At 69.9% G+C, this 19,560-nt stretch carries 27 protein-coding genes and 1 pseudogene; 16 read left to right on the forward strand and 12 right to left on the reverse strand.

All coding sequences use genetic code 11. The features are described 5' to 3' along the window. A partial coding sequence (locus G3I71_RS36435; protein ID WP_164321684.1) for a response regulator transcription factor occupies positions 1-401 on the forward strand: 401 nt, incomplete at its 5' end. 85 nt (positions 402-486) lie between these two features. Here G3I71_RS36435 and G3I71_RS36440 read toward each other — a convergent pair. Continuing rightward, on the reverse strand, positions 487-1,536 hold the full coding sequence (locus G3I71_RS36440) for a sodium-dependent transporter (RefSeq protein WP_164321685.1): 1,050 nt from the start codon (positions 1,534-1,536) through the stop codon (positions 487-489). 92 nt (positions 1,537-1,628) lie between these two features. Here G3I71_RS36440 and G3I71_RS36445 point away from each other — a divergent pair, with 92 nt between their 5' ends. Both G3I71_RS36445 and G3I71_RS36450 read left to right on the forward strand, forming a co-directional pair. After that, complete coding sequence (locus G3I71_RS36445; RefSeq protein WP_164321686.1) at positions 1,629-2,468, forward strand: hypothetical protein; 840 nt, start codon at positions 1,629-1,631, stop codon at positions 2,466-2,468. A gap of 23 nt (positions 2,469-2,491) precedes the next feature. Beyond that, positions 2,492-2,641, forward strand: coding sequence for a hypothetical protein (locus G3I71_RS36450; protein WP_164321687.1), 150 nt, complete (start codon positions 2,492-2,494; stop codon positions 2,639-2,641). A gap of 188 nt (positions 2,642-2,829) precedes the next feature. On the opposite strand, the gene G3I71_RS36455 is transcribed toward G3I71_RS36450, so the two are convergent. Continuing rightward, positions 2,830-3,675 carry an SDR family oxidoreductase gene (locus G3I71_RS36455; protein WP_164321688.1) on the reverse strand — a complete coding sequence of 282 codons (846 nt, stop codon included), beginning with the start codon at positions 3,673-3,675 and terminating at the stop codon, positions 2,830-2,832. A gap of 64 nt (positions 3,676-3,739) precedes the next feature. Between G3I71_RS36455 and G3I71_RS36460 the strand changes: the two genes are divergently transcribed. Continuing rightward, the gene (locus tag G3I71_RS36460; protein WP_164321690.1) at positions 3,740-4,075 is read left to right on the forward strand and encodes a helix-turn-helix domain-containing protein; all 336 of its coding nucleotides are present in this window, start codon (positions 3,740-3,742) and stop codon (positions 4,073-4,075) included. Between the two features lie 176 nt (positions 4,076-4,251). Here the strand turns inward: G3I71_RS36460 and G3I71_RS52405 are convergent. The 7 genes and pseudogenes from G3I71_RS52405 to G3I71_RS36500 all read right to left on the reverse strand — a co-directional run. Continuing rightward, positions 4,252-4,506, reverse strand: a pseudogene (locus G3I71_RS52405) (diaminopimelate epimerase); the annotation flags it as partial. Positions 4,507-4,566: 60 nt separating this feature from the next. Further along, positions 4,567-4,812 (reverse strand): hypothetical protein, encoded by a 246-nt coding sequence (locus G3I71_RS36475; RefSeq protein WP_164321691.1) that lies wholly within the window; start codon positions 4,810-4,812, stop codon positions 4,567-4,569. 83 nt (positions 4,813-4,895) lie between these two features. Next, positions 4,896-5,438, reverse strand: coding sequence for an NUDIX hydrolase (locus G3I71_RS36480; RefSeq protein ID WP_164321693.1), 543 nt, complete (start codon positions 5,436-5,438; stop codon positions 4,896-4,898). Then, on the reverse strand, positions 5,435-5,824 hold the full coding sequence (locus G3I71_RS36485) for a hypothetical protein (protein ID WP_164321694.1): 390 nt from the start codon (positions 5,822-5,824) through the stop codon (positions 5,435-5,437). The genes G3I71_RS36480 and G3I71_RS36485 overlap by 4 nt, the downstream gene beginning before the upstream one ends. 97 nt (positions 5,825-5,921) lie before the next feature. Continuing rightward, entirely contained in the window at positions 5,922-6,767 is an 846-nt protein-coding gene (locus G3I71_RS36490) for a helix-turn-helix transcriptional regulator (RefSeq protein ID WP_164321697.1), read from the reverse strand. 27 nt (positions 6,768-6,794) lie between these two features. Further along, positions 6,795-7,307 (reverse strand): DUF6879 family protein, encoded by a 513-nt coding sequence (locus tag G3I71_RS36495; protein WP_203732335.1) that lies wholly within the window; start codon positions 7,305-7,307, stop codon positions 6,795-6,797. Further along, on the reverse strand, positions 7,285-7,515 hold the full coding sequence (locus G3I71_RS36500) for a hypothetical protein (protein WP_053744568.1): 231 nt from the start codon (positions 7,513-7,515) through the stop codon (positions 7,285-7,287). The genes G3I71_RS36495 and G3I71_RS36500 overlap by 23 nt, the downstream gene beginning before the upstream one ends. A gap of 368 nt (positions 7,516-7,883) precedes the next feature. Here G3I71_RS36500 and G3I71_RS36505 point away from each other — a divergent pair, with 368 nt between their 5' ends. From G3I71_RS36505 to G3I71_RS50460, 3 genes are all read left to right on the forward strand, one after another. Next, positions 7,884-8,630: a DUF317 domain-containing protein gene (locus G3I71_RS36505; RefSeq protein ID WP_164321699.1), complete on the forward strand. Its 747-nt coding sequence runs from the start codon at positions 7,884-7,886 to the stop codon at positions 8,628-8,630. 538 nt (positions 8,631-9,168) lie between these two features. Further along, positions 9,169-9,612: an STAS domain-containing protein gene (locus G3I71_RS36510; protein ID WP_164321701.1), complete on the forward strand. Its 444-nt coding sequence runs from the start codon at positions 9,169-9,171 to the stop codon at positions 9,610-9,612. After that, positions 9,609-10,355 (forward strand): hypothetical protein, encoded by a 747-nt coding sequence (locus G3I71_RS50460; RefSeq protein ID WP_203732317.1) that lies wholly within the window; start codon positions 9,609-9,611, stop codon positions 10,353-10,355. Before G3I71_RS36510 ends, G3I71_RS50460 begins: the two co-directional genes overlap by 4 nt. Positions 10,356-10,650: 295 nt before the next feature. On the opposite strand, the gene G3I71_RS36525 is transcribed toward G3I71_RS50460, so the two are convergent. Continuing rightward, entirely contained in the window at positions 10,651-11,520 is an 870-nt protein-coding gene (locus G3I71_RS36525) for a UbiA family prenyltransferase (protein WP_164321703.1), read from the reverse strand. Positions 11,521-11,668: 148 nt separating this feature from the next. Here G3I71_RS36525 and G3I71_RS36530 point away from each other — a divergent pair, with 148 nt between their 5' ends. From G3I71_RS36530 to G3I71_RS36540, 3 genes are read left to right on the forward strand one after another with little or no spacing between them, the layout of a single operon-like run. Further along, complete coding sequence (locus G3I71_RS36530; RefSeq protein ID WP_164321705.1) at positions 11,669-12,736, forward strand: type III polyketide synthase; 1,068 nt, start codon at positions 11,669-11,671, stop codon at positions 12,734-12,736. A gap of 55 nt (positions 12,737-12,791) precedes the next feature. After that, positions 12,792-13,322 (forward strand): isoprenylcysteine carboxyl methyltransferase family protein, encoded by a 531-nt coding sequence (locus G3I71_RS36535; RefSeq protein WP_164321707.1) that lies wholly within the window; start codon positions 12,792-12,794, stop codon positions 13,320-13,322. Further along, the gene (locus G3I71_RS36540) at positions 13,319-14,332 is read left to right on the forward strand and encodes an NAD(P)/FAD-dependent oxidoreductase (RefSeq protein WP_164321709.1); all 1,014 of its coding nucleotides are present in this window, start codon (positions 13,319-13,321) and stop codon (positions 14,330-14,332) included. Before G3I71_RS36535 ends, G3I71_RS36540 begins: the two co-directional genes overlap by 4 nt. A gap of 42 nt (positions 14,333-14,374) precedes the next feature. Here the strand turns inward: G3I71_RS36540 and G3I71_RS36545 are convergent, their stop codons facing one another. Continuing rightward, positions 14,375-14,695, reverse strand: a complete 321-nt coding sequence (locus tag G3I71_RS36545; protein ID WP_164321711.1) for a three-helix bundle dimerization domain-containing protein — start codon at positions 14,693-14,695, stop codon at positions 14,375-14,377. Between the two features lie 302 nt (positions 14,696-14,997). On the opposite strand from G3I71_RS36545, the gene G3I71_RS36550 reads away from it, so the two are divergent. From G3I71_RS36550 to G3I71_RS36565, 5 genes are all read left to right on the forward strand, one after another. Beyond that, positions 14,998-15,237: a hypothetical protein gene (locus G3I71_RS36550; protein WP_164321713.1), complete on the forward strand. Its 240-nt coding sequence runs from the start codon at positions 14,998-15,000 to the stop codon at positions 15,235-15,237. A gap of 680 nt (positions 15,238-15,917) precedes the next feature. Then, on the forward strand, positions 15,918-16,343 hold the full coding sequence (locus G3I71_RS36555) for an STAS domain-containing protein (protein WP_164321715.1): 426 nt from the start codon (positions 15,918-15,920) through the stop codon (positions 16,341-16,343). Then, entirely contained in the window at positions 16,340-17,002 is a 663-nt protein-coding gene (locus G3I71_RS51615) for a hypothetical protein (RefSeq protein ID WP_343243170.1), read from the forward strand. The genes G3I71_RS36555 and G3I71_RS51615 overlap by 4 nt, the downstream gene beginning before the upstream one ends. After that, on the forward strand, positions 16,999-17,760 hold the full coding sequence (locus G3I71_RS36560; protein WP_343243171.1) for an ANTAR domain-containing protein: 762 nt from the start codon (positions 16,999-17,001) through the stop codon (positions 17,758-17,760). Before G3I71_RS51615 ends, G3I71_RS36560 begins: the two co-directional genes overlap by 4 nt. A 79-nt stretch (positions 17,761-17,839) precedes the next feature. Beyond that, positions 17,840-18,556, forward strand: a complete 717-nt coding sequence (locus tag G3I71_RS36565) for a GAF and ANTAR domain-containing protein (RefSeq protein ID WP_164321719.1) — start codon at positions 17,840-17,842, stop codon at positions 18,554-18,556. Between the two features lie 162 nt (positions 18,557-18,718). Here G3I71_RS36565 and G3I71_RS36570 read toward each other — a convergent pair whose 3' ends face one another. Further along, on the reverse strand, positions 18,719-19,147 hold the full coding sequence (locus tag G3I71_RS36570; protein WP_164321721.1) for a hypothetical protein: 429 nt from the start codon (positions 19,145-19,147) through the stop codon (positions 18,719-18,721). A 185-nt stretch (positions 19,148-19,332) separates the two neighbouring features. Here G3I71_RS36570 and G3I71_RS50465 point away from each other — a divergent pair, with 185 nt between their 5' ends. After that, the gene (locus G3I71_RS50465; RefSeq protein ID WP_203690932.1) at positions 19,333-19,503 is read left to right on the forward strand and encodes a hypothetical protein; all 171 of its coding nucleotides are present in this window, start codon (positions 19,333-19,335) and stop codon (positions 19,501-19,503) included. Positions 19,504-19,560 lie beyond the last annotated feature (57 nt).

Below are 19,560 nucleotides of genomic sequence, written 5' to 3' on the forward strand. Positions count from 1 at the left end.
TCCACGCCGCCCTCCGCGCCGGCGCCAGCGGCTTCCTCCTCAAGGACGCGCGCCCCGAGGAACTCCTCGCCGGCATCCGGGCCGTCGCGGTGGGCGACGCCGTCATCGCGCCCGCTCTCACCCGCCGGCTCCTGGACGAGTTCGCCCGCTACGTTCCCGCCCACCGAGCGGACTCCGTCGAGGACCCGGGGCTGTGCTCCCTCACCGAACGCGAACGCGAGATCCTCGTCGCCGTGGGCAAGGGCTGGACCAACGGGGAGATCGCCACCCGGTTCGTCCTGTCCGAGTCCACCGTCAAGACCCACGTCGGCCGCGTCCTGACCAAGATCGGCGCCCGCGACCGCATCCAGGCCGTGATCTTCGCCTACGACCACGGCCTCGCCCGGCCCAGCGTGGACTGAACCGACGAGCCGCGGCCGGGAAAGGCCGGGCAGTCTGCCCGCCCCGGCCGGGACACCGGGCCAGAGGGCTTCGGCTGAGGCCCGCTCAGGGGCCTGCCGGGGGAGTGGGACTGGGAGCAGGATCGCGCCGGAGGCGGGTGACGATCCGGCTCGCGGCGGTCTTCTGCAGCAACCCGTAGGCGAGGACCGGCAGCAGCAGGTGCGGTTTGTCGGGCAGGGACGCGGTGATCAGGACCGCACTCGCGCTGCTGTTGTTCATGCCGCAGGCGAGCGTCAGTGACGAGGCGGTACCCGCCTCCAGCCGCAGGACGTGGGCAGCGACCCGGCCGAGAGCGAAGGACAGCAGGCAGACCATGGCGGCCACGGCCAGGGCGGCGGCGAACAGCAGCGGGCGGGGCCGGGCCAGGACGGATCCGAGGGCACCACTGGCGTTGACGTAGGTCAGGAACAGCGACCCGGTCAAGGCCAGCGGCAGCACCGTCCTGTGCAGACGGCGCAGCCACCGCGCGGGCAGGACGAGAGCGCCCAGGAGGCCCGCCGCGCAGGGCAGGACCACGGTGGCCAGGCCGAACCCGCCCTGGGCCAGCCTGCCGGTGTCGACGAGTACCTGCCCGTAGCCACCGCTCAGCAGCGGCGCCAGCGTCTCCAGCAGCAAGGGGGTGGTGAGCGGGCTGAGGAGGGTGGAGGCCAGGACGAGGCCCACCATCGTCGGCTGGTCGCCGTCGCCCTTGTCGGTCCACACGGTGGCTCCCGCGGCGACGGGCATCGCCACGACGAGGATCATCGCGGTGAGCAGTCCGCTGCCGCCGTCGGAGTCGGGGGTGCGCCGCAGCAGCAACGCGACGAACGGCACGACCGCCAGCGGGATCGCCAGGTGCAGCACGAGCCCGGCGAGCAGCGCCTTCGGGTGCCGCAGCAGGCGGCCCAGCTCGCGGACGGGCACCTGGAGCCCGGCCGAGAACAGCACCAGGGACAGCAGGAGCGGTGCGGTGTGCAGCGTCAGGTGGGCCGGCGGTAAGAGATGGGGTCGGCGCAGCCACAGTCCAGGTCCGGGCAGGAACAGGGCGAGGAAATAGGCGAGAACCACGGCACGGCCGAGCCGATGCCGCAGCCAGGACGCGGCGCGGATGTGCATCGGCCCATCGTGATCAGGCCGGACGCGGCGGCCCGGGAAAGCCGCGCGGCAGTCAGGATGCGTTCAGGTAACCGCTGGCAGCGTCCCGCCCCATGACCTACGAACTCTCCGAGACACCTGAGGCCGAACCGGGCACGAGTGCCTCCGCCCGCCCCTCCCACCGCCTGCGCTGGAACAAGGTCCCCGAAGTCACCGCCTACTTCTGGATCATCAAGGTGCTGTGCACGACCGTCGGCGAGACCGCGGCGGACCTGCTCAACGAGAAGACCGGTCTGGGCCTGACCGGTGTGTCGGTCCTGATGAGCGCGCTGCTCGCGGTCGTCCTTGTCGTGCAGTTCCGTACGACCGCCTACCGCGCGGGCGTCTACTGGCTCGCCGTCGCCCTGATCAGCGTCGTCGGCACGCTGGTCAGCGACAACCTCACCGACAACATGGGCGTACCGCTGGAGACGACCACCACGGTCTTCGCGCTCCTCCTCGCGCTCGTCTTCGCCGTCTGGTACCGGCGTGAGCGGACCCTGTCCATCCACAGCATCGACACCACCAGCCGTGAGGCGTTCTACTGGCTGGCCGTGCTGTTCACGTTCGCCCTCGGGACCGCGGCCGGTGACCTGGTCTCCGAGCGTATGAACCTCGGGTACTGGCTCGCGGCCGTCCTGTTCGCCCTGGCCATCGGCGCCGTCGCGCTCGCGCACTTCACGCTGGGCCTGGACGCGGTGTGGAGCTTCTGGATCGCCTACGTCCTCACCCGCCCGCTCGGGGCCTCGATCGGCGACTACCTCTCCCAGCCGACCGGCGACGGCGGTCTCGGTTTCGGCACCGTCGTCACCAGCGCGCTGTTCCTCGCGGTCATCCTCGGCCTGGTCGTCTACCTGGCGGTGACGCGCAAGGACGTCACGCAGCCGCAGAGCGCGGCGCGGCAGGGGAGCTGAGCTGTTCTCGACGTGGCGGGCAGGTGGTCAGCGAAACGGTTCCGCGCCCCGAACTGGAGCCCATCTTCACCGCGCTTGCCGGGCAGTGGGAGACGGACGGCCGCCTGGTACCGGGCCGGGCGGATGAGGAGTGGACGATCCTCGCCCGCCGCTACCCCTGGCCCGGACGCTGACCGTGCGGTGCGGGCACTGCCCCCGCACCGCACCTCCAGGGAGTACGCAGGCGCCACCGCAGGAGAACGCAGGCCAGCAGGAACCACGGGATTTCCCTGTCAAGTTCAGCGTGTTGAAGTCAGGGCGGGTCCCGGCCTGGGCGGTCGGTAGTACTTGAAGGCTTGGCCGGAGCTGACAGCGGTTGTGGTCAGAGGCCGATGTCGGCCAGCCACTGGCTTGTGGTCCGGGGGGTGACTCCCAGCAGCTTCTCGGCGGAAATCTCCGGCGCGATCGAGCGTCCGGGCATGGCGCTCATCGCCTGGTAGGCCCCTGCGATGTCAGCGGCGGCGCTCTCTCCGATCAGGGGCGCCAGTGAGGTACGGAACTCCTCGGCGGTGGTCTGGTCGAAGACCACGTCCCGTCCGAGCCGGGCGCCGAACGCCTCGGCCAGATCCGGCCCCGTGATCGCCGGGTACTGGCCGACGGAGACCACGCCGGTGACGTCCGTGCGGTCGAGCAGGGCGACGACGGCGTCGGCGATGTCCAGGTGGGAGGCCCAGGAGACGGGGAAGTCGGCCCGAATCGGGTAGGGCAGAACGCCGCGCTCGCGGACCGAGCCGATGACGTGCGGTATGAGCAGGTTCTCGAGATACAGCTCGGGCGCGATGACCGCGTGGGACACGCCGCAGTCGGCCAGGCCGGCGGCCAGTGTCGCGGCGGCACCGCCGATGGCCGGATCGATCGGGAAGCCGCTGGTGGAGAACACCACGCGGGCCGGCGGGGCCTCGCGGACGGCGGTGAGGATGTTGTGCGCGTAGGTCTGACGGTCCTCCTCGGAGGCCACCGGCAGGTGGACGAAGACCCCCTCGGCACCTCGGTAGGCGTCGGTCAGGTCGGCGGCGGAGGAGTATCCGGCGGCCACGACATGCTGCGCGCCGTGCACGACGGCGTCGGGATTGCGGGTCAGAGCGGTCACGGACTTGCCCGTGGCGGCGAGAGCGGCGACGACGGGGGCACCCTGGGCGCCGGTGGAGCCATGAATCACGTAGGTCATGGCGCCATTAGTGCATGCGGTGCACCAGTTACATCAACTGCACTAATGGGGTACGGTCAAAACTGTGACCGATCCCTGTCTGCCCGAGTGCGGTGTCGCCCGCTTCCTTACGCTGCTCAACGGACCGTGGGCCACCCTGATCGTGCGCGAACTGCTCCACGGCCCCCACCGGTTCACCCAGCTGCGCGAGGCCCTGCCCGGCATCAGCCCGCACACCCTGACCAGCCGGCTGCGCCAGTTCGAGCGGCACGGCATCGTCACCCGCACGAGCTATGCGGAGATCCCGCCGCGCGTCGAGTACGCGCTGACCCCGCTCGGCGAGGGACTGCGCGAGGTCCTGGAGGCCATGGGGACGTGGGCCATGGCGGTGCCGGATCCCGAGGGCGGCGTCACCGCCTGACGTACACCTGGCCCGGCGGCCCGGACGCGGTCACGGCGAGGACGCGAGCCGCTGCCGCAGGGCGTCGTTGTCGTCGTGGTGGACGACCTCCTCGAAGCGCAGCCGCAGCCCGTGCTTGCCCAGCAGTTCCGCCACGCCATACGGAGACTCATCTCGCGGAAGCCGTGGTCGTGGTGCGCGGCCCAGGCGGTACACCGCAGGGCGTTGCCGCACATCGTTGCGATCGAGCCGTCGGCGTTGAAGCAGCAGACTTCGAGGACGACCGGGCTGATGCTGATCAGGCTGCTGATGACAAGGCCGTCCGCGCCTACGCCGGTTCGCCTGGCACAGAGGCGTTCCGCCTCCTTCGACCAGTCCTTCTCGCTGTCCGGCATGGGGTCGGCTAACAGGACGAAGTCGTTCGCCGCTCCGTGGATCTTGCGGAAGCGCATGGCAAAGCTCCTCGCTGGGCTGAGGTGACAGTTCTCGTGATGGCCCAAAAGGGCCCGGGGTCACAGGAGTTCGATGGGCCGATAGGTGGTCGTCGGCTTGTTCATGACCCACGGGGCGTGCCCGTCGAAGATCAGCACCCGGTGCCCCGAGGTGCCGGCGGACCTCATGTCGCGGACCGGCAGGTACTGCCCGTCGAGGCACACGAAGTCGCCTATGCGGACATCACTGGGCTGCCTCTGACCGGCGATGGTGCCGAGGGGAGGAGGGGGTGCAGGAGTCGGGTCGGTGGTGCGGCGCTCGTACATTCAGCCTCTCCAGATGGCCAGGGGGATCGAGCCGCCGAGTGCCAAGAGGCTTGCCACGTAGGCGAGTTGCTGGTTCCGGGGGCTCATGGGGCACCGACCAGGTGGCCGTGAAGGCGGTTGCGGACTGACGGGATACCGATCTCCCCGAGGGGCATCCAGGCCGCTGCGCCCGTTTCGATCACCAAGGGGGCGACGGCCCCAGAGTGGGCCCGGAAGAGGTATCGGAAGCCGATCCGGAGGCGGGGGCCATACCCGTGTTGCCCGGCTCGGGTCACGTCGATCAGGAAGGGGCCCTCGCTGTCGGGTTCCGTCCACACCTCGCGAATGCCGACCGCCTCGGCCAACAGACGCAGGGCAGCCCCGCTGAGTGAGTCGTCCTGTGCTTCCGGCTCCGCTTCGGCAAGGGCGAAGGCTCCTTCGTACCGTAGGGACAGGACGCGATTGCGTTCGTCGACGACGACCGCGCCCGTCGTCACGAGGGGGCAGCGCCGGCTGTGGGCGCAGGTCCCGCGCTGTGCGTGGTCGCGGGCGGCGTCGTACACCGGCATCAGCGCCATCTTCTCGTCAGGGTGCTCGTGGATGTAGTGGGACAGCTCCCGGATGATCTGGTCCTCCCTGACACTCACGGGGCACCGAGCCCGTGGCGCTGGGTATAGATCCACAGGAGCCTTCGCGTGATGTCGGCGGCATCCCGGAGGTAGATGAAGGCGCCGAACGACGGAGTCTCAGAGGTCGGACGGTTCTGCAGGTCGAGGAGCCGGTACCCCGTGCGGAACAGTTCCCGCACGTCCTCGTCCTCGTCTGCCCCCAGATCCTCACCGAGGAGAAGGTTGAGGTGCCCGATGATCTCCGGCAGTGACACGTCCATGTCCTTGCGGGTCGAGGTGGCCATCTGCATGGCGAGGACCGCGTCGGTGCTCTCGGAGATCGTCTCGACGTCGACCGGGGGAGCTTCGGTCCCAGCGCTGTCGGTTGCTCTCGATGCCTTGCCACTACTTGCCACAGTGATCACCGCTTCGCCCCTTCAGCGCACGTGTTCCAGCCGTGCCAGTAACGCTAGGAAGAGCGACAGGAGGGGCTCTACGAGTGTGTCGGAACTTGCCCGGCGTTCACCCCAGGGATTCGATGGCTGCCGTGATGATTTCGCGTGCGGCCGGGCCGTAGACGGCAAGTTCGGCCAGATCCGTGAACGTCTGGGCATACATGGCAAGTTCGTGCTTCTGCGTGACGGCGAGGTGGGCCGAGACGAGTTCGACGTGGACCGTGTGGTCGTCGTACAGGAAGAAGCCCTCGACGGGCCAGAGGCTGGAGCGGTCGGCGTCGTCAGGAATGATGCCGATGCTCACCGAGGGAAGCGCCATGACGCTGAGCAGGTAGCCGAGTTGACCGGCCATCACCTCCGTTCCGCCTATGCGTTTTCGGAGCGCTCCTTCTTCCAGAAGGATGGCGAACGTGTGGTTGCCGTACACGATCTGCTGCTTCTCCACACGCACTCTGACGGCCGCCGGCACGTCATCGATGAGGCCGCGACGGTCGCGAATGGAGGTGAGCAGCGCGGTGATGTACGAGCCCGTCTGCACCGGGCCGGGAATCAGCCACGGCGAGTAGATGCGGAAGCGCTGAGTGCGTTCCCACAGGGGGAGGACGGACTCCTGGGCCTGTTTCAGGCCGGTGCGCTCCATCCGGCGCCATTCGACGTACATGCCCTCGATGCCACGGGCCGTCGAGACGAGATCCTCGACCGCGCTCTGTGCGCCGCAAGCGGCAGCCCACGCACGAAGGTCGCGCTCCGAGGGCGGGCGAGTGCCGCTCTCGAAGCGCGAACACTTCGATTCGTGCCAGCCGAGGCTGGTGGCCGACGCTCGCTTGGTGAGCCCGGCTTCGAGCCGGATTTCGCTCAGGCGTTTCCCCAGGGCCCTGCGGGCTTCCTGAACGCTCGAAGATGGCGATGTCATGTCGCTGCGAAGGTGCCGTTCGATCTGTCAGGCCGGCTGGAACTCTGCGTGAGGTGTTGCCCGCGCCCACACGGCCTCGAAGGCCGACTCGCAGAGCTTCGCGACCTCAGGGGCGTCGGTGAGTTCCACCTCCATGTTCTCGCCGTCGCCGTCGAAGTGGTTGACGAGGACGAGGCTGGAGTCGAAAAGCCAGAAGTCGTTGCCCGGAAGCGCGAGGCCCGTTGCGTTGCGCCGGGAGAGCCAGCGCACGTCCTCGCCGGCGGCGATGTTCAGGCCGTCCGTCACGTCGTACTCGAAGCGGATGTACTCGCTGACGGGCGTCGACACGACACGGGCCCGGCGGACCTCGACGCCTCGCGAGGTCGCCTCCGTGACGAGGCTGAGCCAGTCGGACCAGCGCTCAGCCGGGTCGAAGCTCGTACCGGCCTTCCAGTCGACGAAGGCCGGGTCCGACTTCATGTAGCTGTCGCGCATCTCCAGATGGACAGCCGTCCGCTGGCAGTCGCGGAACAGCTCCTCAAACGTCGGGGTCCTCATCAGCCTTCTTCACCTCCAGGAAGAACTGCACCATGCGCCGGGGGATCTCCACCACCGACTCATGGCCGGGGATGTCCATCTGCCCGAGGCGCTCGATGTCCTCCACCTTCAGCCCCTGCACGAGGTAGCTGTCCTTCTCCTCGTCGAGGTAGATGGTGGGGGAGCCGCCACTGGGACTCTCCGGGTCCTTACCGAGCTTACGCAGGGCCATGATGTCCTCCTCGGACGCCGGTAACGATCTCTGTGCCAGAGCTTGCCCGCGACGGTGCCGTGAAACGAGGAACTTGCCGAAACTTGCCAGGAGTACGGAAGTTGACCTTACGCGGCCAGGGCAGAGCGACGAGCGGCAGGCCAGCCGGAGGGATCCCTGAGATGGCCGGATTCGATTGCTGTCCGCCCCTCCTCGCCGGGAAACCTTGGTCGATGCAAGTGGGCGCGGATCACTTCGCCGATTCACCAGTTCGCCGGAGGCAGACAGGGACGATCCCGAAACCACTGGTGCTCTGCGGACGGGCATGTCAACGTGGACGACCTTACGAAAACGCAGGTCAAAGACGGTCAGTATCCCATCCCGAGCGTATGGAGGCGCCCCTGCAACCGCACCACTCCAGCGATCCTTCCCGTCCCAACTTGCCGGACCCCGTGTACTGGGTCACCCCGCACCACCTCGCCGGTGACGACGGCGCTCTCGCCGAGCGGATCGGCGACACCCTGATCGGCCTCGGCTGGAGCATGTGGCCCACCTCGCGCCACACCCTGCTGTATGTGAGCCCGGACGGGCTGTGCGGCGCCGAGTGGATCCTCGCGGCCTGCCCGTTCGAGCTGGGCGGACTGCCCGTTGCCTGGCAACTGAGTGCCCGCCCGCATGCCACGTCCGTGATGACGGAGTGGAACGCGTACTTCACCACCGGCGTTCCGTACGAGGCGCTGGCCGATCTCCTCCTGGCGATCGACGCCCGTGAGGCACCCGACGCGGGCTTCGACGGGCCTGAGACGGTCCTCGACGCGCTCAGCGCCCGGGGCTGGATCCGCGATGTGGACCGTCCCCGAACCACCGCCACGGACCCCGGGTTGTCCTCCAGTGTCTCCTTGGAGATGGTGCCGCCGCTCATCGAGGACGCCGATCCGCGCCCTGACCTGGTGGGTTGGCAGGCGTGGGCGGAACCCGTGCTCGGCGCCGCATATCTGTGGTGTGCCAGCTTCAGCGCCAGCGTCCCCCACGACTTGGTGGCCGTGTTCGCGTCATCGCTTGCCTCACCGGTCCCGGTGCTCCGCCGCACAGTGCCCAAGAGCGCCAAGGGGCGGCTCACCGTCGTCCGCTGCTGACGGCGGTCGTGCCAAGCTGGTCGGGTGGCCTGGGGGTGCGATTGACGCTGTTGGTCAATTCGAGTCCGGTTGCTTCGTCCCGTCGAGCTGTTGCTCGGCGGGACGGACCGCCCGACCCCCACCACCAACTACATGTCGGCACATGGAGTGGCTGGTGCGGCATCTACCGCTGTGCGTCGGTTCACGCGGGCCGGCGGGCCATCGCCCGCCCGTGTCGAGTGCGGCAGTGCGGACCCGTCGGGGCCGTCCGATCACCACCGTGTAAACATCGCGATGCGCCGCTGCCGAGCCAACCGTGGGAGCAGCCTCAGGACTATGCTGCGTACGGACGTCCCAGACCCCGGCGGGCCACCGCTGCTTGGCGCACACGCCTGCGGAGAGCGGATCACTCGTCCGGTCGCCCAGCGCATCCCCGAGGGAACCGGCTGGGTCCAACGCCCCGGAACATCGGCTGCTGGATCGGTCATTCACCTGCCCGCACGCCAGTACGGCCGTACCGGGAGCCCGGCACGGCCTCGTGAACCGAGGCACCCCGCCCATGAACAGCCCACCCCTCCTGAACGTCTACCGGCACGACACCGACAATCGGGCGCTGGTCATCCTGACCGGTGAGATCGACCTGCATTCGGCGCCCCTGGTGCACGCGTCACTGCAGCGGTGCCTGCGCGACGGCATCCGCGCCATCGACGTCGACGTCACCGCCGTGACCTTCTGCGACTGCAGCGGTCTCAACGCCTTCCTCTACGCCTTGATGCACACCGTCGCGGCCGGAGGATCCCTGCAACTGCACCACCCCAGCCCGGCGTTGGAACGGCTCGTCGCCCTCACCGGATCCGGTTCCCTCTTCCTCGCCCTCCCGGACGCCTTCGCCGGGAGCCGGCCGCCCCCGTGGCCCTCTCATCTGCACCCGGCCGCGCACTGGCTCGCTCCTGTGCTGCCTGTGCTGCCTGTGCTGCCTGCGCTTCCGGGCGGTGTGCTGTGACGGCCTCACCCGGGTCGATCCGGTCGCGGAGGCGCGCGGACCGTCAGCCGCTCACCGCAGGCACGAGGCCCCTGAGTCTGCGTCGGCTCAATCGCTGGCAGGCCGAGTGTCTGCGGGAGGACCTGGCGGACCTGTATACGGAGTCCTGTGACACGCCACCCGGCGGGGAGTACCGGGGCCGGAAGGACTTCCTGCGCCGTCTCACGCGTGACACCTGGCGACCGGGATTCGCCCTGCTGACCGCACAGGCACCGGACTTGGCGGGGTACGCGTTCGGATTCCCCGTGCCGCGTGACGGCACCTGGTGGAGTGGTTTCCGCGGACCGCTCCCCCCAGAGGTCGCGCAACTCACCGCGTCCGGACAGGTCTTCGCCATCAGCGGGATGGTGGTCCGTCCCTCCGGGCGGTACCACGGCCTGGCCGACCGTCTGCAGGAGCGGCTGCTCGCCGACCACCGGGCTCTGCTCGGCGCGACCCTCGTGGACCGGACCCACCGTGCCGCCTGTGCCGGGTTCCGGTCACGCGGATGGCGCGACATCGGCCTGGTCTACAGGCCACCGGGTCCTACGGTGCTGCGGGTCCTGGTCCTTCCCCTCGGAGAGGGGAAGGCGGCGGAGCCGGGAGCCTCGCGCACCATGCGGGATCCAGCGGCCGCAGGAGCTTCAGGAGCATCAGGGGCGAGGCACGCACGTCGGAATCACCGGATGAGCAGCGAGGTAACAGGCGTGTCCAGTGAGGGCTGACGGCCGGTCGACCCGGGCCCAGGCTTTCTCTGCACTGCGCGCCTACGCCCGCGCCCACAACCGCCGCTTGTCCGCCCTCGCCCGCACATTCGTCGACGGCACCGAACCCCTCAACGGCCTGATCGTCCGACGGTGACGACCGACCTCCAACGCATCGCAGGCCGCCGTCACCAGCGTGTCGTGGTGCGGACGGCCGGTGGCATCGTCGCTTGGTCATCGCTGGACGGCAATAGCAGCGGGGATCGGTCAACTCCCGCTTCCGCCGGTGGGTTTCATATGGTCTGAGACGACACGGTCAGGCGATCCCGGTGCTGCGTACCAGCAGCAATGTCACGTCCACCACGGCCACGGCGACCGCCGCCGCGAACGCGGCCCGCTCCCAGCGGCGTCCCAGCACCGTCCCCGCCACCGCGACCAGAGCGGTCACGACGAGCGCCGCCACTCCCCACCTGCCGGGTGGTCCGGCGGGTCCCAGCACCAGTACCGCGGACGCGGCCACCAGCGGTACCGGCAGCAGCAGCCGTGCGCGGTGCGGGCCCAGCCGGTGCGGCCATCCCCGTACGCCCATCGCCAGATCCCCGGCGATGTCCGGCAGCGCGTCACCCAGATGGGCGCCGACCCCCAACAGAGCCCCGGCGGTGACAACCCACCAGGCGGGCCAGGGCTGCCCCGGCAAGCCCAGCGCGACGAACGCCGGGAGCGCGGCGAAGCCCACCGCGTACGGCGCCCAGGACCATGCTGTCGCCTTGAGCCGCAGGTCGTACGCCCACGCCGCCGCCACTCCGACCAGGTGGACGGCGCCCGCCCACAGGCCGCAGGCGAGCGAGAGCGGAACGCACAGCGCCAGCGCTGCATACGCGGCCACCCACACCTGCGTCACGCCGACCGTGCCGTCGACGACGGGTTTGCCCCGGCGGCCGGCGGCGATGTCCCGGCGCGCGTCGAACGCGTCGTTGCACCAGCCGACGGACAACTGCCCGGTCAGCACGGCGGCGGCGGTCAGGACACAACGCGCGGCGCCCTGGCCCGCGGTGACGGCGAGCGCAGCCATCAGAGCGGTGACCGCCACGACGGGCCCGGGGTGGCACGCCCCGGCCAGACCAGCCACCCGGGCGGCCCAACTCGCCTCAGGGGTGCCGGTCGTCGAGTGCTCGGGAGTGCCCACCCAGCCGATGGTAGGCGCCCGATTCCCACCCGGCCGGCATACGCGCTCCGAGGCGAACGGCAGGACGGGCGATTCGTGGTGTCGAAGTCCTGTTCCGGGGAACACGTGGGGAGCAGCTCACCCGAGTTGGTAACCGGACGGGAACCCTATGACGCGGATCGCCGCCGTTCACGGTGTCCTGGCACCGCACCGTCGCACCCAGTCCGAGATCACCGACATGGTGGCCCGCACCTGCCTGCCCGAGGGAACCGACCGCAGGGTCCTGGACCGGTTGCACCGCAGCGCGAAGGTCGGCTCACGTCACATGACGCTGCCGCTCGAACGGTACGGAGAGCTGGACGGATTCGGCGCCTCCAACGACGTCTTCATCGCCGCCGCCATCGACCTGGGCGCCCAGGCCGTCCGGGGCGCTCTGCACACGGCCGGCCTGACCGCCGCCGACGTGGACCTGCTGATCTTCACCTCCGTCACCGGCATCGCCACCCCCTCGATCGACGCGCGGCTGGTCGGCCGTCTCGGGCTGCGGCCGGACGTCAAACGGCTGCCTCTGTTCGGCCTGGGCTGTGCCGGTGGCGCCGCCGGCCTGGCCCGTATGCACGACTACCTGCTGGGCCGGCCCGACCAGGTGGCGGTGCTGCTGTCGGTCGAACTGTGCTCGCTCACCTTCCAGCACGACGACGCCTCCATGGCCAACCTGGTCGCCACCGGGCTGTTCGGCGACGGCGCCGCCGCGGTCGTCGCCTGCGGCACGAACCGTCCGGGCCGCCCGGACGAGACCGCCGCCCCGACGATCGTGGACACCCGCAGCCACCTGTATCCGGACACCGGGCAGGTCATGGGCTGGGACATCAAGGACACCGGCTTCCAGGTCGTCCTCGACCCGAAGGTCCCCGATGTGGTGCGCCGTTACCTCGCCGATGACGTCGAGGGATTCCTCGGCGACCACGGGATCAAACCGAAGGACGTGACCGCCTGGGTGTGCCACCCCGGCGGCCCCAAGGTCCTGGAAGCCGTCACCGAGGCCCTCGACCTCCCCGACGACGCACTCGATGTGACCTGGCGTCATCTGGCCGACGTCGGCAACCTGTCCTCGGCATCGGTGCTCCACGTACTGCGCGACACCCTGGCCCAACGCCGCCCGCCGCCCGGCACCCCGGGTGTACTGCTGGCCATGGGACCCGGCTTCGCCAGCGAACTCGTCCTGCTGCGCTGGTAGTTCGGACCGCCAAAAGACACGAAGGACATTAGGAACGCGAAGGACATAGGGACACATGATCTGGTACGGACTGCTGGTGGCCGCCGTCGCCGCCGAGCGCGTCGCCGAACTCGTCGTCGCCCGCCGCAACGAACGGTGGAGCACCGCCCGCGGCGCGACCGAGACCGGGCAGGGCCACTACCCGGCCATGGTCGCCCTCCACACCGGCCTGCTGATCGCCTGCCCGGCCGAGGTATGGCTGGCAGACCGGCCCTTCCTACCCGCCCTGGCCTGGCCCATGCTGGCCGTGCTCGCGGGCGCCCAGGCACTGCGGTGGTGGTGCATCCAGACCCTGGGACCCCGTTGGAACACCCGGGTGATCGTCGTACCCGGCCTGCCGCTGGTGACCGGCGGCCCCTACCGGTGGCGGTGGCTGCGGCACCCGAACTACGTGGCCGTCGTCGCCGAGGGCGTGGCCCTGCCACTCGTCCACACCGCCTGGGTCACCGCGGCCGTGTTCACGGTGCTCAACGCCGCCCTGCTCACCGTCCGCATCCGCTGCGAGAACCAGGCCCTCGCCGCCGCGACCACACCGGCGTCGGCATGATCGACGTACTGGTGGCCGGCGGCGGACCCGCCGGGCTGGCCGCCGCCATCCACGGCGCGCTCGCCGGCCTGGAGGTCGTCGTCGTCGAACCCCGGACCACGCCCGTGGACAAAGCCTGCGGAGAAGGAGTCATGCCCGGCGGCGTCGCCGCGCTGCGAGCACTGGGCGTCGAGGTCACCGGCCGCGAACTGCGCGGCATCCGCTATGTCGACGGCGCCACCCGTGCCGAAGCGTCCTTCCGCGACCACACCGGGCTGGGGATCCGCCGTACGACGCTGCACTCCGCACTGCACCGGCGCGCTCTCGACCTCGGCGTACGCATGCTGCCGGGCAAGATCGGCGAGGTGCGCCAGAACGCGGACACGGTCACCGCCGCCGGAACCACGGCCCGCTGGCTGATCGCCGCCGACGGCCTGCACTCCCCCCTGCGCCGCAGCCTGGGACTGGAACTGCCGAACCACCCCCACGGCCGCTACGGACTACGTCGGCATTACCGCGTCGAACCGTGGACGGACTTCGTGGAGGTCCACTGGTCCCGGCACGGCGAGGCCTATGTGACACCGGTCGACGACGACCTGGTGGGCGTCGCGATCCTCAGCCGCCGCCGTCGAGGGTACGACGAACACCTGGCTGCCTTCCCGGCCCTCACCGCGTCGCTGCGCGGCCCGGCCGCGACGGAGGTACGCGGCGCCGGACCGCTGCGGCAGCGGGTGCGCCGCAGAACCGCCGGCCGTGTCCTGCTCGTCGGCGACGCCGCCGGCTACCTGGACGCCCTCACCGGCGAGGGCATCGCCCTCGCGCTGGCGACGGCCGGGGCCGCCATCCGCAGCCTGGCCGCGGACCGCCCGGAGGAGTACGAGCGCGCCTGGACGCGGCTGACCTGCCGCCACCGGCTGCTGACCGGGGCCCTGCTGGCCGCGAGCCGCCGTCCCGGCACCGCCCGCCTCATCGTCCCCGCAGCATTCCGGATGCCCCCGCTGTTCTCAGCCGCCGTCCACGCGCTGCAGTAGCGGACCGGCCCTTTCCCCTGCCGAAAGCCGTGGGCGCCGTGCCTATGCCGAGCGGGTCAGGGCGACTCGAACCTTTCGATACGCCCTCGTCATCGAGTGGTCTCGCGTCCCGTCGGAGTGCTCGCGAAGGAGAGCCGTGGGATCGGAGCGCCGGGTGAGCTGCCGTAGCCTGGCGCGGCTGTTGTGCTCGACGAGGATCGGCACGTAGGTGGGGATACGGGCGTTGCTGAGCGGCTGGTAGCAGTCCTGCACCACATCCCGCACGACTGCGGCCGTCAGCAGGTTGTCGTAGGAGGCCGTCAGCCGGTCCGCCAGCTCCTGTATACGGTCAGGCACCGCAGCTTCGGCCGTGTTCGCGCCCATGGGGCGCTCCTCACTGTCGCAGATGGCCGGCCGCGGCATCCGATCAGTATCCGGGTGCTCGATGGCGGCCTGTCCACTTCCCAGGGTTGCACGGATAGCGTCCGTGCAACGGCCCACCAGATCTGTTCATGAGCTCGACAGGTCGGACGGGCCGACCTGCGGGCCGGGCGGCTGAAAGAGGTCGCCGCCGACCCCGGCACGGGATCTGCGCGACTGATCGACGCAGTCCGGGGAACCCGGCAGGCAGCGTCGCAGCCACCGGGATCACGTGTGGCTCGTCGTCCATCGGCAGGGGTAGACAGATGCTTGCATTCGTGGCCGCCGCGCTCTTCGTCATCGCCTTCGTCATCCGTGTCAGCGAGACGTCGACCCAGGTGGCCTTCAGCCCGACGAATCTCATGCTCGCCGGGCTTGTTTTCCTCGCCCTGCACTTGGCAGGCGTGGGGTCCGGCTGGTCCGCCCGGCGAAGCTCCACCAGGGGAAGCTCCACCAGGGGAAGCTCCGCCCGGCGGACCAGCCGGAGAAGCGGAAGCCGACGCTGAGCAAAGTGATGCGTTCCATCCTCGCGCCGACGGATCCGAGACGCGGAGCCGCCGCGGATTACCCACCAGCCGGGCCGAGTTGCGCAGGAGCGATGGGGCGGAGTACCTGCCCCTGCCCGCCTCGCGACTGGGGACCGCGGTCCTGGCTGGTCTGCGGGGTCTGAAGAGTCGTGCCCATGCCAGTGCGGGGCTCATCGGGATCGGGTTTCCGCAGGATTGAACCGTTCGGCTCCGTCATGCGAAGCCACCTCCTCGGGCAGTCGACGGACTGCCGTACCTGAGCGGCCGCTCGCCGCAGGCTTCGTGTTGGGGCCCAAGTACCGTGCAGGGCACCGGATGTGAGCGCGCCGCTGCGCTGTGACACCGGCCACATCCTGAGATGGGGCAGCTTCGGACCGTCTGTCGCACCGCGCGAGGACTACGCTGCTGTATAAGCGTCCCAGACCCCGGCGGCTTGTCGTTTCGCGACACAGATGTCTGCGGGGAGCGGACCTCTCGTCCGTCACCCGGCGCATCCCTGGAGAGAACCGGACGGGTCCTCTGTCCTGTTGTACAGGCCCTTGGACCGGCCGTCGCTCCGCCTCCGCCGAACGTACGCCCCTGTCGGCAGCGCGCCAAGAGGAGCCGGGACTCCCGGCGCTCCCATCTCGCTGCCGGATGTTCTTCTGAACCGAGGCGTCATGCCCCTCTCACCGTTCACCATCCACCGTCATGACCGACGCGAACGGGCACTGATCACTCTGGCCGGCGAGATCGACCTGGGATCGGCACCGCTGGTGCGCACAGCACTGGCGCGATGCCTGAGCGACGGCATCCGCATCGTCGATGTCGACCTCACCTCCGTGACCTTCTGCGACTGCAGCGGCCTCAACGTCTTCCTCTACGCCGCGCAGCGCACCACTGACGCCGGCGGAGTCCTCCGGCTGTACAACCCGCCACCGTCACTGGGGCGGATCCTCGACCTCACCGGCTGCGGGTTCCTGCTTCTGGGCCTGCCGCTCGGGCATCTGCCACCGCCTCTCGGGGACGACCCCGCTCCGGCTGTTCCAGCCCAGCCGCACGGGACTGTTCCGCTGGTGCCTGTCCTCTCGGGCGATGCGCGGTGAAGGCCCAGCCGGAGCAGCGGCAGCCGCACAAGCCCCAGGCAGGCGAGTCGTCGACCATGGACGCCGTCCGGTTGCGCCGCGTGAACCGCTGGCTGGCGCAGGGACTGGGCGGGGAGCTGGCGGATCTGTACGTCGACTCCCGCCAGAGGTCCGCCGCTGCGGCGTACCGCAGCCGTAGCCGCCTGGACTTCCTGGCCCGTCTTGCCGGTGACATCCGGCGGCCGGGGTTCGCCATGGTGATCGCGGAGACGGACCACCTGGTGGGGTACGCCTTCGGATTCCCGGTGGCCAGTGACGGTTTCTGGTGGCTCGGGTTCGACGGAGCACTGCCACAGAGCATCGAGCAGCTCACCGCGTCCGGCTGCGTCTTCGCGATCACCAGCATCCTGGTACAGCCGCACCCACAGGACCAGGGCGTGGCCCGCCGTCTGCAGGAGCGGCTGCTGAGCGCCCACCAGGCATCCCTCGGTGCCACCCTGGTGGACCCGGACGATCACCCGGCTCTCGCGTCGCTCCGCTCCTCGGGATGGCTGGACGTCGGAGAGGTGTGGCGGCCGGGCCCGACCATGTTCCGTGCATTGGTGTTCCCCCTCGGGGAACGAACCACGGCGCGGCTGGAGGGCCTGGATCACGATGCCTGGACGCGGTGGCCCGGGTGAGGGCCGACAGCCGCTCGGCCCGCATCCAGGTGCTGGTCGCCGAACAGGCGGCCCGACGCGGCGCCCGGGTCGGCGTGATGGACGTGTGCACCGCGGCCGTGGCCGCACTGCCGGTCGGCGGCGCCGGGATATCAGCGATGTCCAGGACCGCCACGAGCCACCCGCTGTGCAGCACCGACGACATCAGCGAACAGTTGGAGGAGCTCCAGCTCACCCTGGGCGAAGGGCCGTGCGTGGATGCCTTCACGCACGGCTCGGCCGTCCTGACGCCCGATCTGCTGACCGGCGGGCTGCAGGACCGCTGGACCGTGTTCGCGGACGCGGCCCTGGAGACCGGGGCGCGCGCGGTCTTCGCGTTCCCCCTGCAGATGGGGGCGATCAGCCCGGGAGTCCTGGACCTGTATGCCGACGTTCCGACGGTGCTGGACGCGGAGGAGCTGGCCGACGCGCTGGCGTTCGCCGATCTCGCGACGCTGCTCCTGCTCGACGCGCGGATCGAGGAGACGGGCGCGCCGGTCGACGGAGCACTGGCAGACCGTGGCTTCGAGGACCTGGGCGGATACCGGGCGGAGATCGACCAGGCCACCGGCATCCTCACCGTCCAGCTCGGCGTCGGCATCGACGAAGCTTTCGTCCGGCTCCGCGCCCATGCTTATGCGCAAGGGCACCGGCTCGCCGACGTGGCCGCCGACGTGGTGGCCCACCGGCTCCGCTTCTTCCCGGACAGCGAACCGAAACGGACCGACGACGGCGACTGACCCAGCGGCTCCGGCCGACGAACGTGCTGCGCTTCCCGCCCCCTCCCGGCGGGACTGGTCTCAATCGAGGGTGTGCGTGATGAATCAGCAGCTACTGGCCAAGACCTTCGTCGAGCTGGCGGACAGCCTGGTCGCCGACTTCGACCTGATCGACTTCCTGCGCCTGCTCACCGACCGCTGCGTGAGCATGCTCGACGCGAGTGCCGCCGGGGTGCTGCTCGCCGACCGCGACGGCAAACTCCGCGTCATGGCCGCCTCCGACGAACAGGTACGCCTGCTGGAACTGTTCCAGCTCCAGAACGACGAGGGCCCCTGCCTGGAGTGCTTCAGCACCGGCACGCCGGTGATCGTCCCCGACCTGGCCCAGGAGGCCGCCCGCTGGCCGCGCTTCGTCACGGCCACCCACCGCAGCGGGTTCGGCGCCGTCCAGGCCCTGCCCATGCGCCTGCGGGACGACACCGTCGGCGCTCTCAACCTCTTCCACACCACCCCCAACTCTTTCGACCCGGCCGACACCCTCGTCGCCCAGGCCCTGGCCGACGTCGCCACCATCAGCCTGCTACAGCAACGGTCCGCCCACCGCAGCACCGTCCTCAACGAACAGCTGCAGACCGCGCTGAACAGCCGCGTACTGATCGAACAGGCCAAGGGCAAACTCGCCGAACGCCAGAACATCGACATGGAACGGGCCTTCACCGCCCTGCGCGGCTACGCCCGCTCCCACAACCGACGCCTCTCCGACGTGGCCCGCGCCTTCATCGACGAATCCGAACCCCTCCCCGGACTGGCGGCCTGACACCGTCGCCGAGGGGATGACCGCACGCAGCTGCCCGAGCACGAAGAACCACGCTCGGGATCATGAGCCGCTCCCTGCGTACCCACAGCTGAGAAGAGCGGCATCCAGCGGCAACCCGCACCGGGGGCGCGCGGCAGACAGTCAGGCGGCCGACCCGGATCGTCAGTGAGCGGCCCGGTGGCGGAACCAGTGGTCCTTGTGGCGGGGGCGTTCGACCGGTCCGGCGGGGTCTGCGCCATCCTCCTCCGCCTGAGCCGTCTGCGCGCGGTCGGTGTCGCGTTCGTTGATCGGGCCACCGCGTTCCTGTTCGGCTGTGGCCGACCCGCGCGCAGACGGTTCGAGCCGGCGATGTGCAGGGCGTCTGCGGCGAGGGGTACGGCGTGCACCGGTCAGAGTCAGGCTCAGCCCGAGCAGAGCCGCCGCCCCGACTACGATGCCGCAGAGGAAGAGGGTGCCGGTGGAGCCGGTGACATCGACTCCGAAGACCGAGAATCCACCGGTGAAGTCATGGGCGCTGCCGCTGTTGGAAAGAACGCCGGCGACGCCGATGACCACTGCGGCGACGAGAATGACGAGTCCGAGGATGATCATGGCGTGCTCCCGGGATCTACTTCCTCCCCCTCTCCCCACGGTAGAACCGTTCTGCCCGGCACGCCACCGCCAGAGGTTGCGACTACCCTGAAACTGAGGTAGAGGCGAGACCGGAGGACACCGGCACCACTGGGCGGACGACCTCTGATCCGCCCATCCGCCACAACCCCGGGAGGCGTAGCACCATGGCCTTCTTCCTGGTTCTTCTCGGCTGCGCCGTCGCGCTGGTCGTCATCGGCGCTGTTGTCGACGGCATGCTGTATCTGCTCTCCACCGGCGTGCTGGTCGTCATCGCCGCCGTGCTGTACCTGGTCGTGCGCTCGGTATCGCGTTCGCGGCGACGCCCGGCCCACTGACGCGTGGTGGTAGATGGCGGACCGCCGCTCACATGCGGTTGGTGGCAGCAGCGGGAC

Origin of the sequence: Streptomyces sp. SID12501, from assembly GCF_010550245.1 — a bacterium.
In the GTDB taxonomy this organism is placed as follows: Bacteria; Actinomycetota; Actinomycetes; order Streptomycetales; family Streptomycetaceae; genus Streptomyces.

Bases quoted from the DNA above. Each gene is read 5' to 3' on its own strand.
- G3I71_RS36440 (WP_164321685.1), bottom strand. From the start codon at position 1,536: ATGCACATCCGCGCCGCGTCCTGGCTGCGGCATCGGCTCGGCCGTGCC.
- G3I71_RS36445 (WP_164321686.1), top strand. From the start codon at position 1,629: ATGACCTACGAACTCTCCGAGACACCTGAGGCCGAACCGGGCACGAGT.
- G3I71_RS36455 (WP_164321688.1), bottom strand. From the start codon at position 3,675: ATGACCTACGTGATTCATGGCTCCACCGGCGCCCAGGGTGCCCCCGTC.
- G3I71_RS36475 (WP_164321691.1), bottom strand. From the start codon at position 4,812: ATGTACGAGCGCCGCACCACCGACCCGACTCCTGCACCCCCTCCTCCC.
- G3I71_RS36490 (WP_164321697.1), bottom strand. From the start codon at position 6,767: ATGACATCGCCATCTTCGAGCGTTCAGGAAGCCCGCAGGGCCCTGGGG.
- G3I71_RS36500 (WP_053744568.1), bottom strand. From the start codon at position 7,515: ATGGCCCTGCGTAAGCTCGGTAAGGACCCGGAGAGTCCCAGTGGCGGC.
- G3I71_RS36505 (WP_164321699.1), top strand. From the start codon at position 7,884: ATGGAGGCGCCCCTGCAACCGCACCACTCCAGCGATCCTTCCCGTCCC.
- G3I71_RS36510 (WP_164321701.1), top strand. From the start codon at position 9,169: ATGAACAGCCCACCCCTCCTGAACGTCTACCGGCACGACACCGACAAT.
- G3I71_RS36530 (WP_164321705.1), top strand. From the start codon at position 11,669: ATGACGCGGATCGCCGCCGTTCACGGTGTCCTGGCACCGCACCGTCGC.
- G3I71_RS36535 (WP_164321707.1), top strand. From the start codon at position 12,792: ATGATCTGGTACGGACTGCTGGTGGCCGCCGTCGCCGCCGAGCGCGTC.
- G3I71_RS36540 (WP_164321709.1), top strand. From the start codon at position 13,319: ATGATCGACGTACTGGTGGCCGGCGGCGGACCCGCCGGGCTGGCCGCC.
- G3I71_RS36545 (WP_164321711.1), bottom strand. From the start codon at position 14,695: ATGGGCGCGAACACGGCCGAAGCTGCGGTGCCTGACCGTATACAGGAG.
- G3I71_RS36550 (WP_164321713.1), top strand. From the start codon at position 14,998: ATGCTTGCATTCGTGGCCGCCGCGCTCTTCGTCATCGCCTTCGTCATC.
- G3I71_RS36555 (WP_164321715.1), top strand. From the start codon at position 15,918: ATGCCCCTCTCACCGTTCACCATCCACCGTCATGACCGACGCGAACGG.
- G3I71_RS36565 (WP_164321719.1), top strand. From the start codon at position 17,840: ATGAATCAGCAGCTACTGGCCAAGACCTTCGTCGAGCTGGCGGACAGC.
- G3I71_RS36570 (WP_164321721.1), bottom strand. From the start codon at position 19,147: ATGATCATCCTCGGACTCGTCATTCTCGTCGCCGCAGTGGTCATCGGC.
- G3I71_RS50465 (WP_203690932.1), top strand. From the start codon at position 19,333: ATGGCCTTCTTCCTGGTTCTTCTCGGCTGCGCCGTCGCGCTGGTCGTC.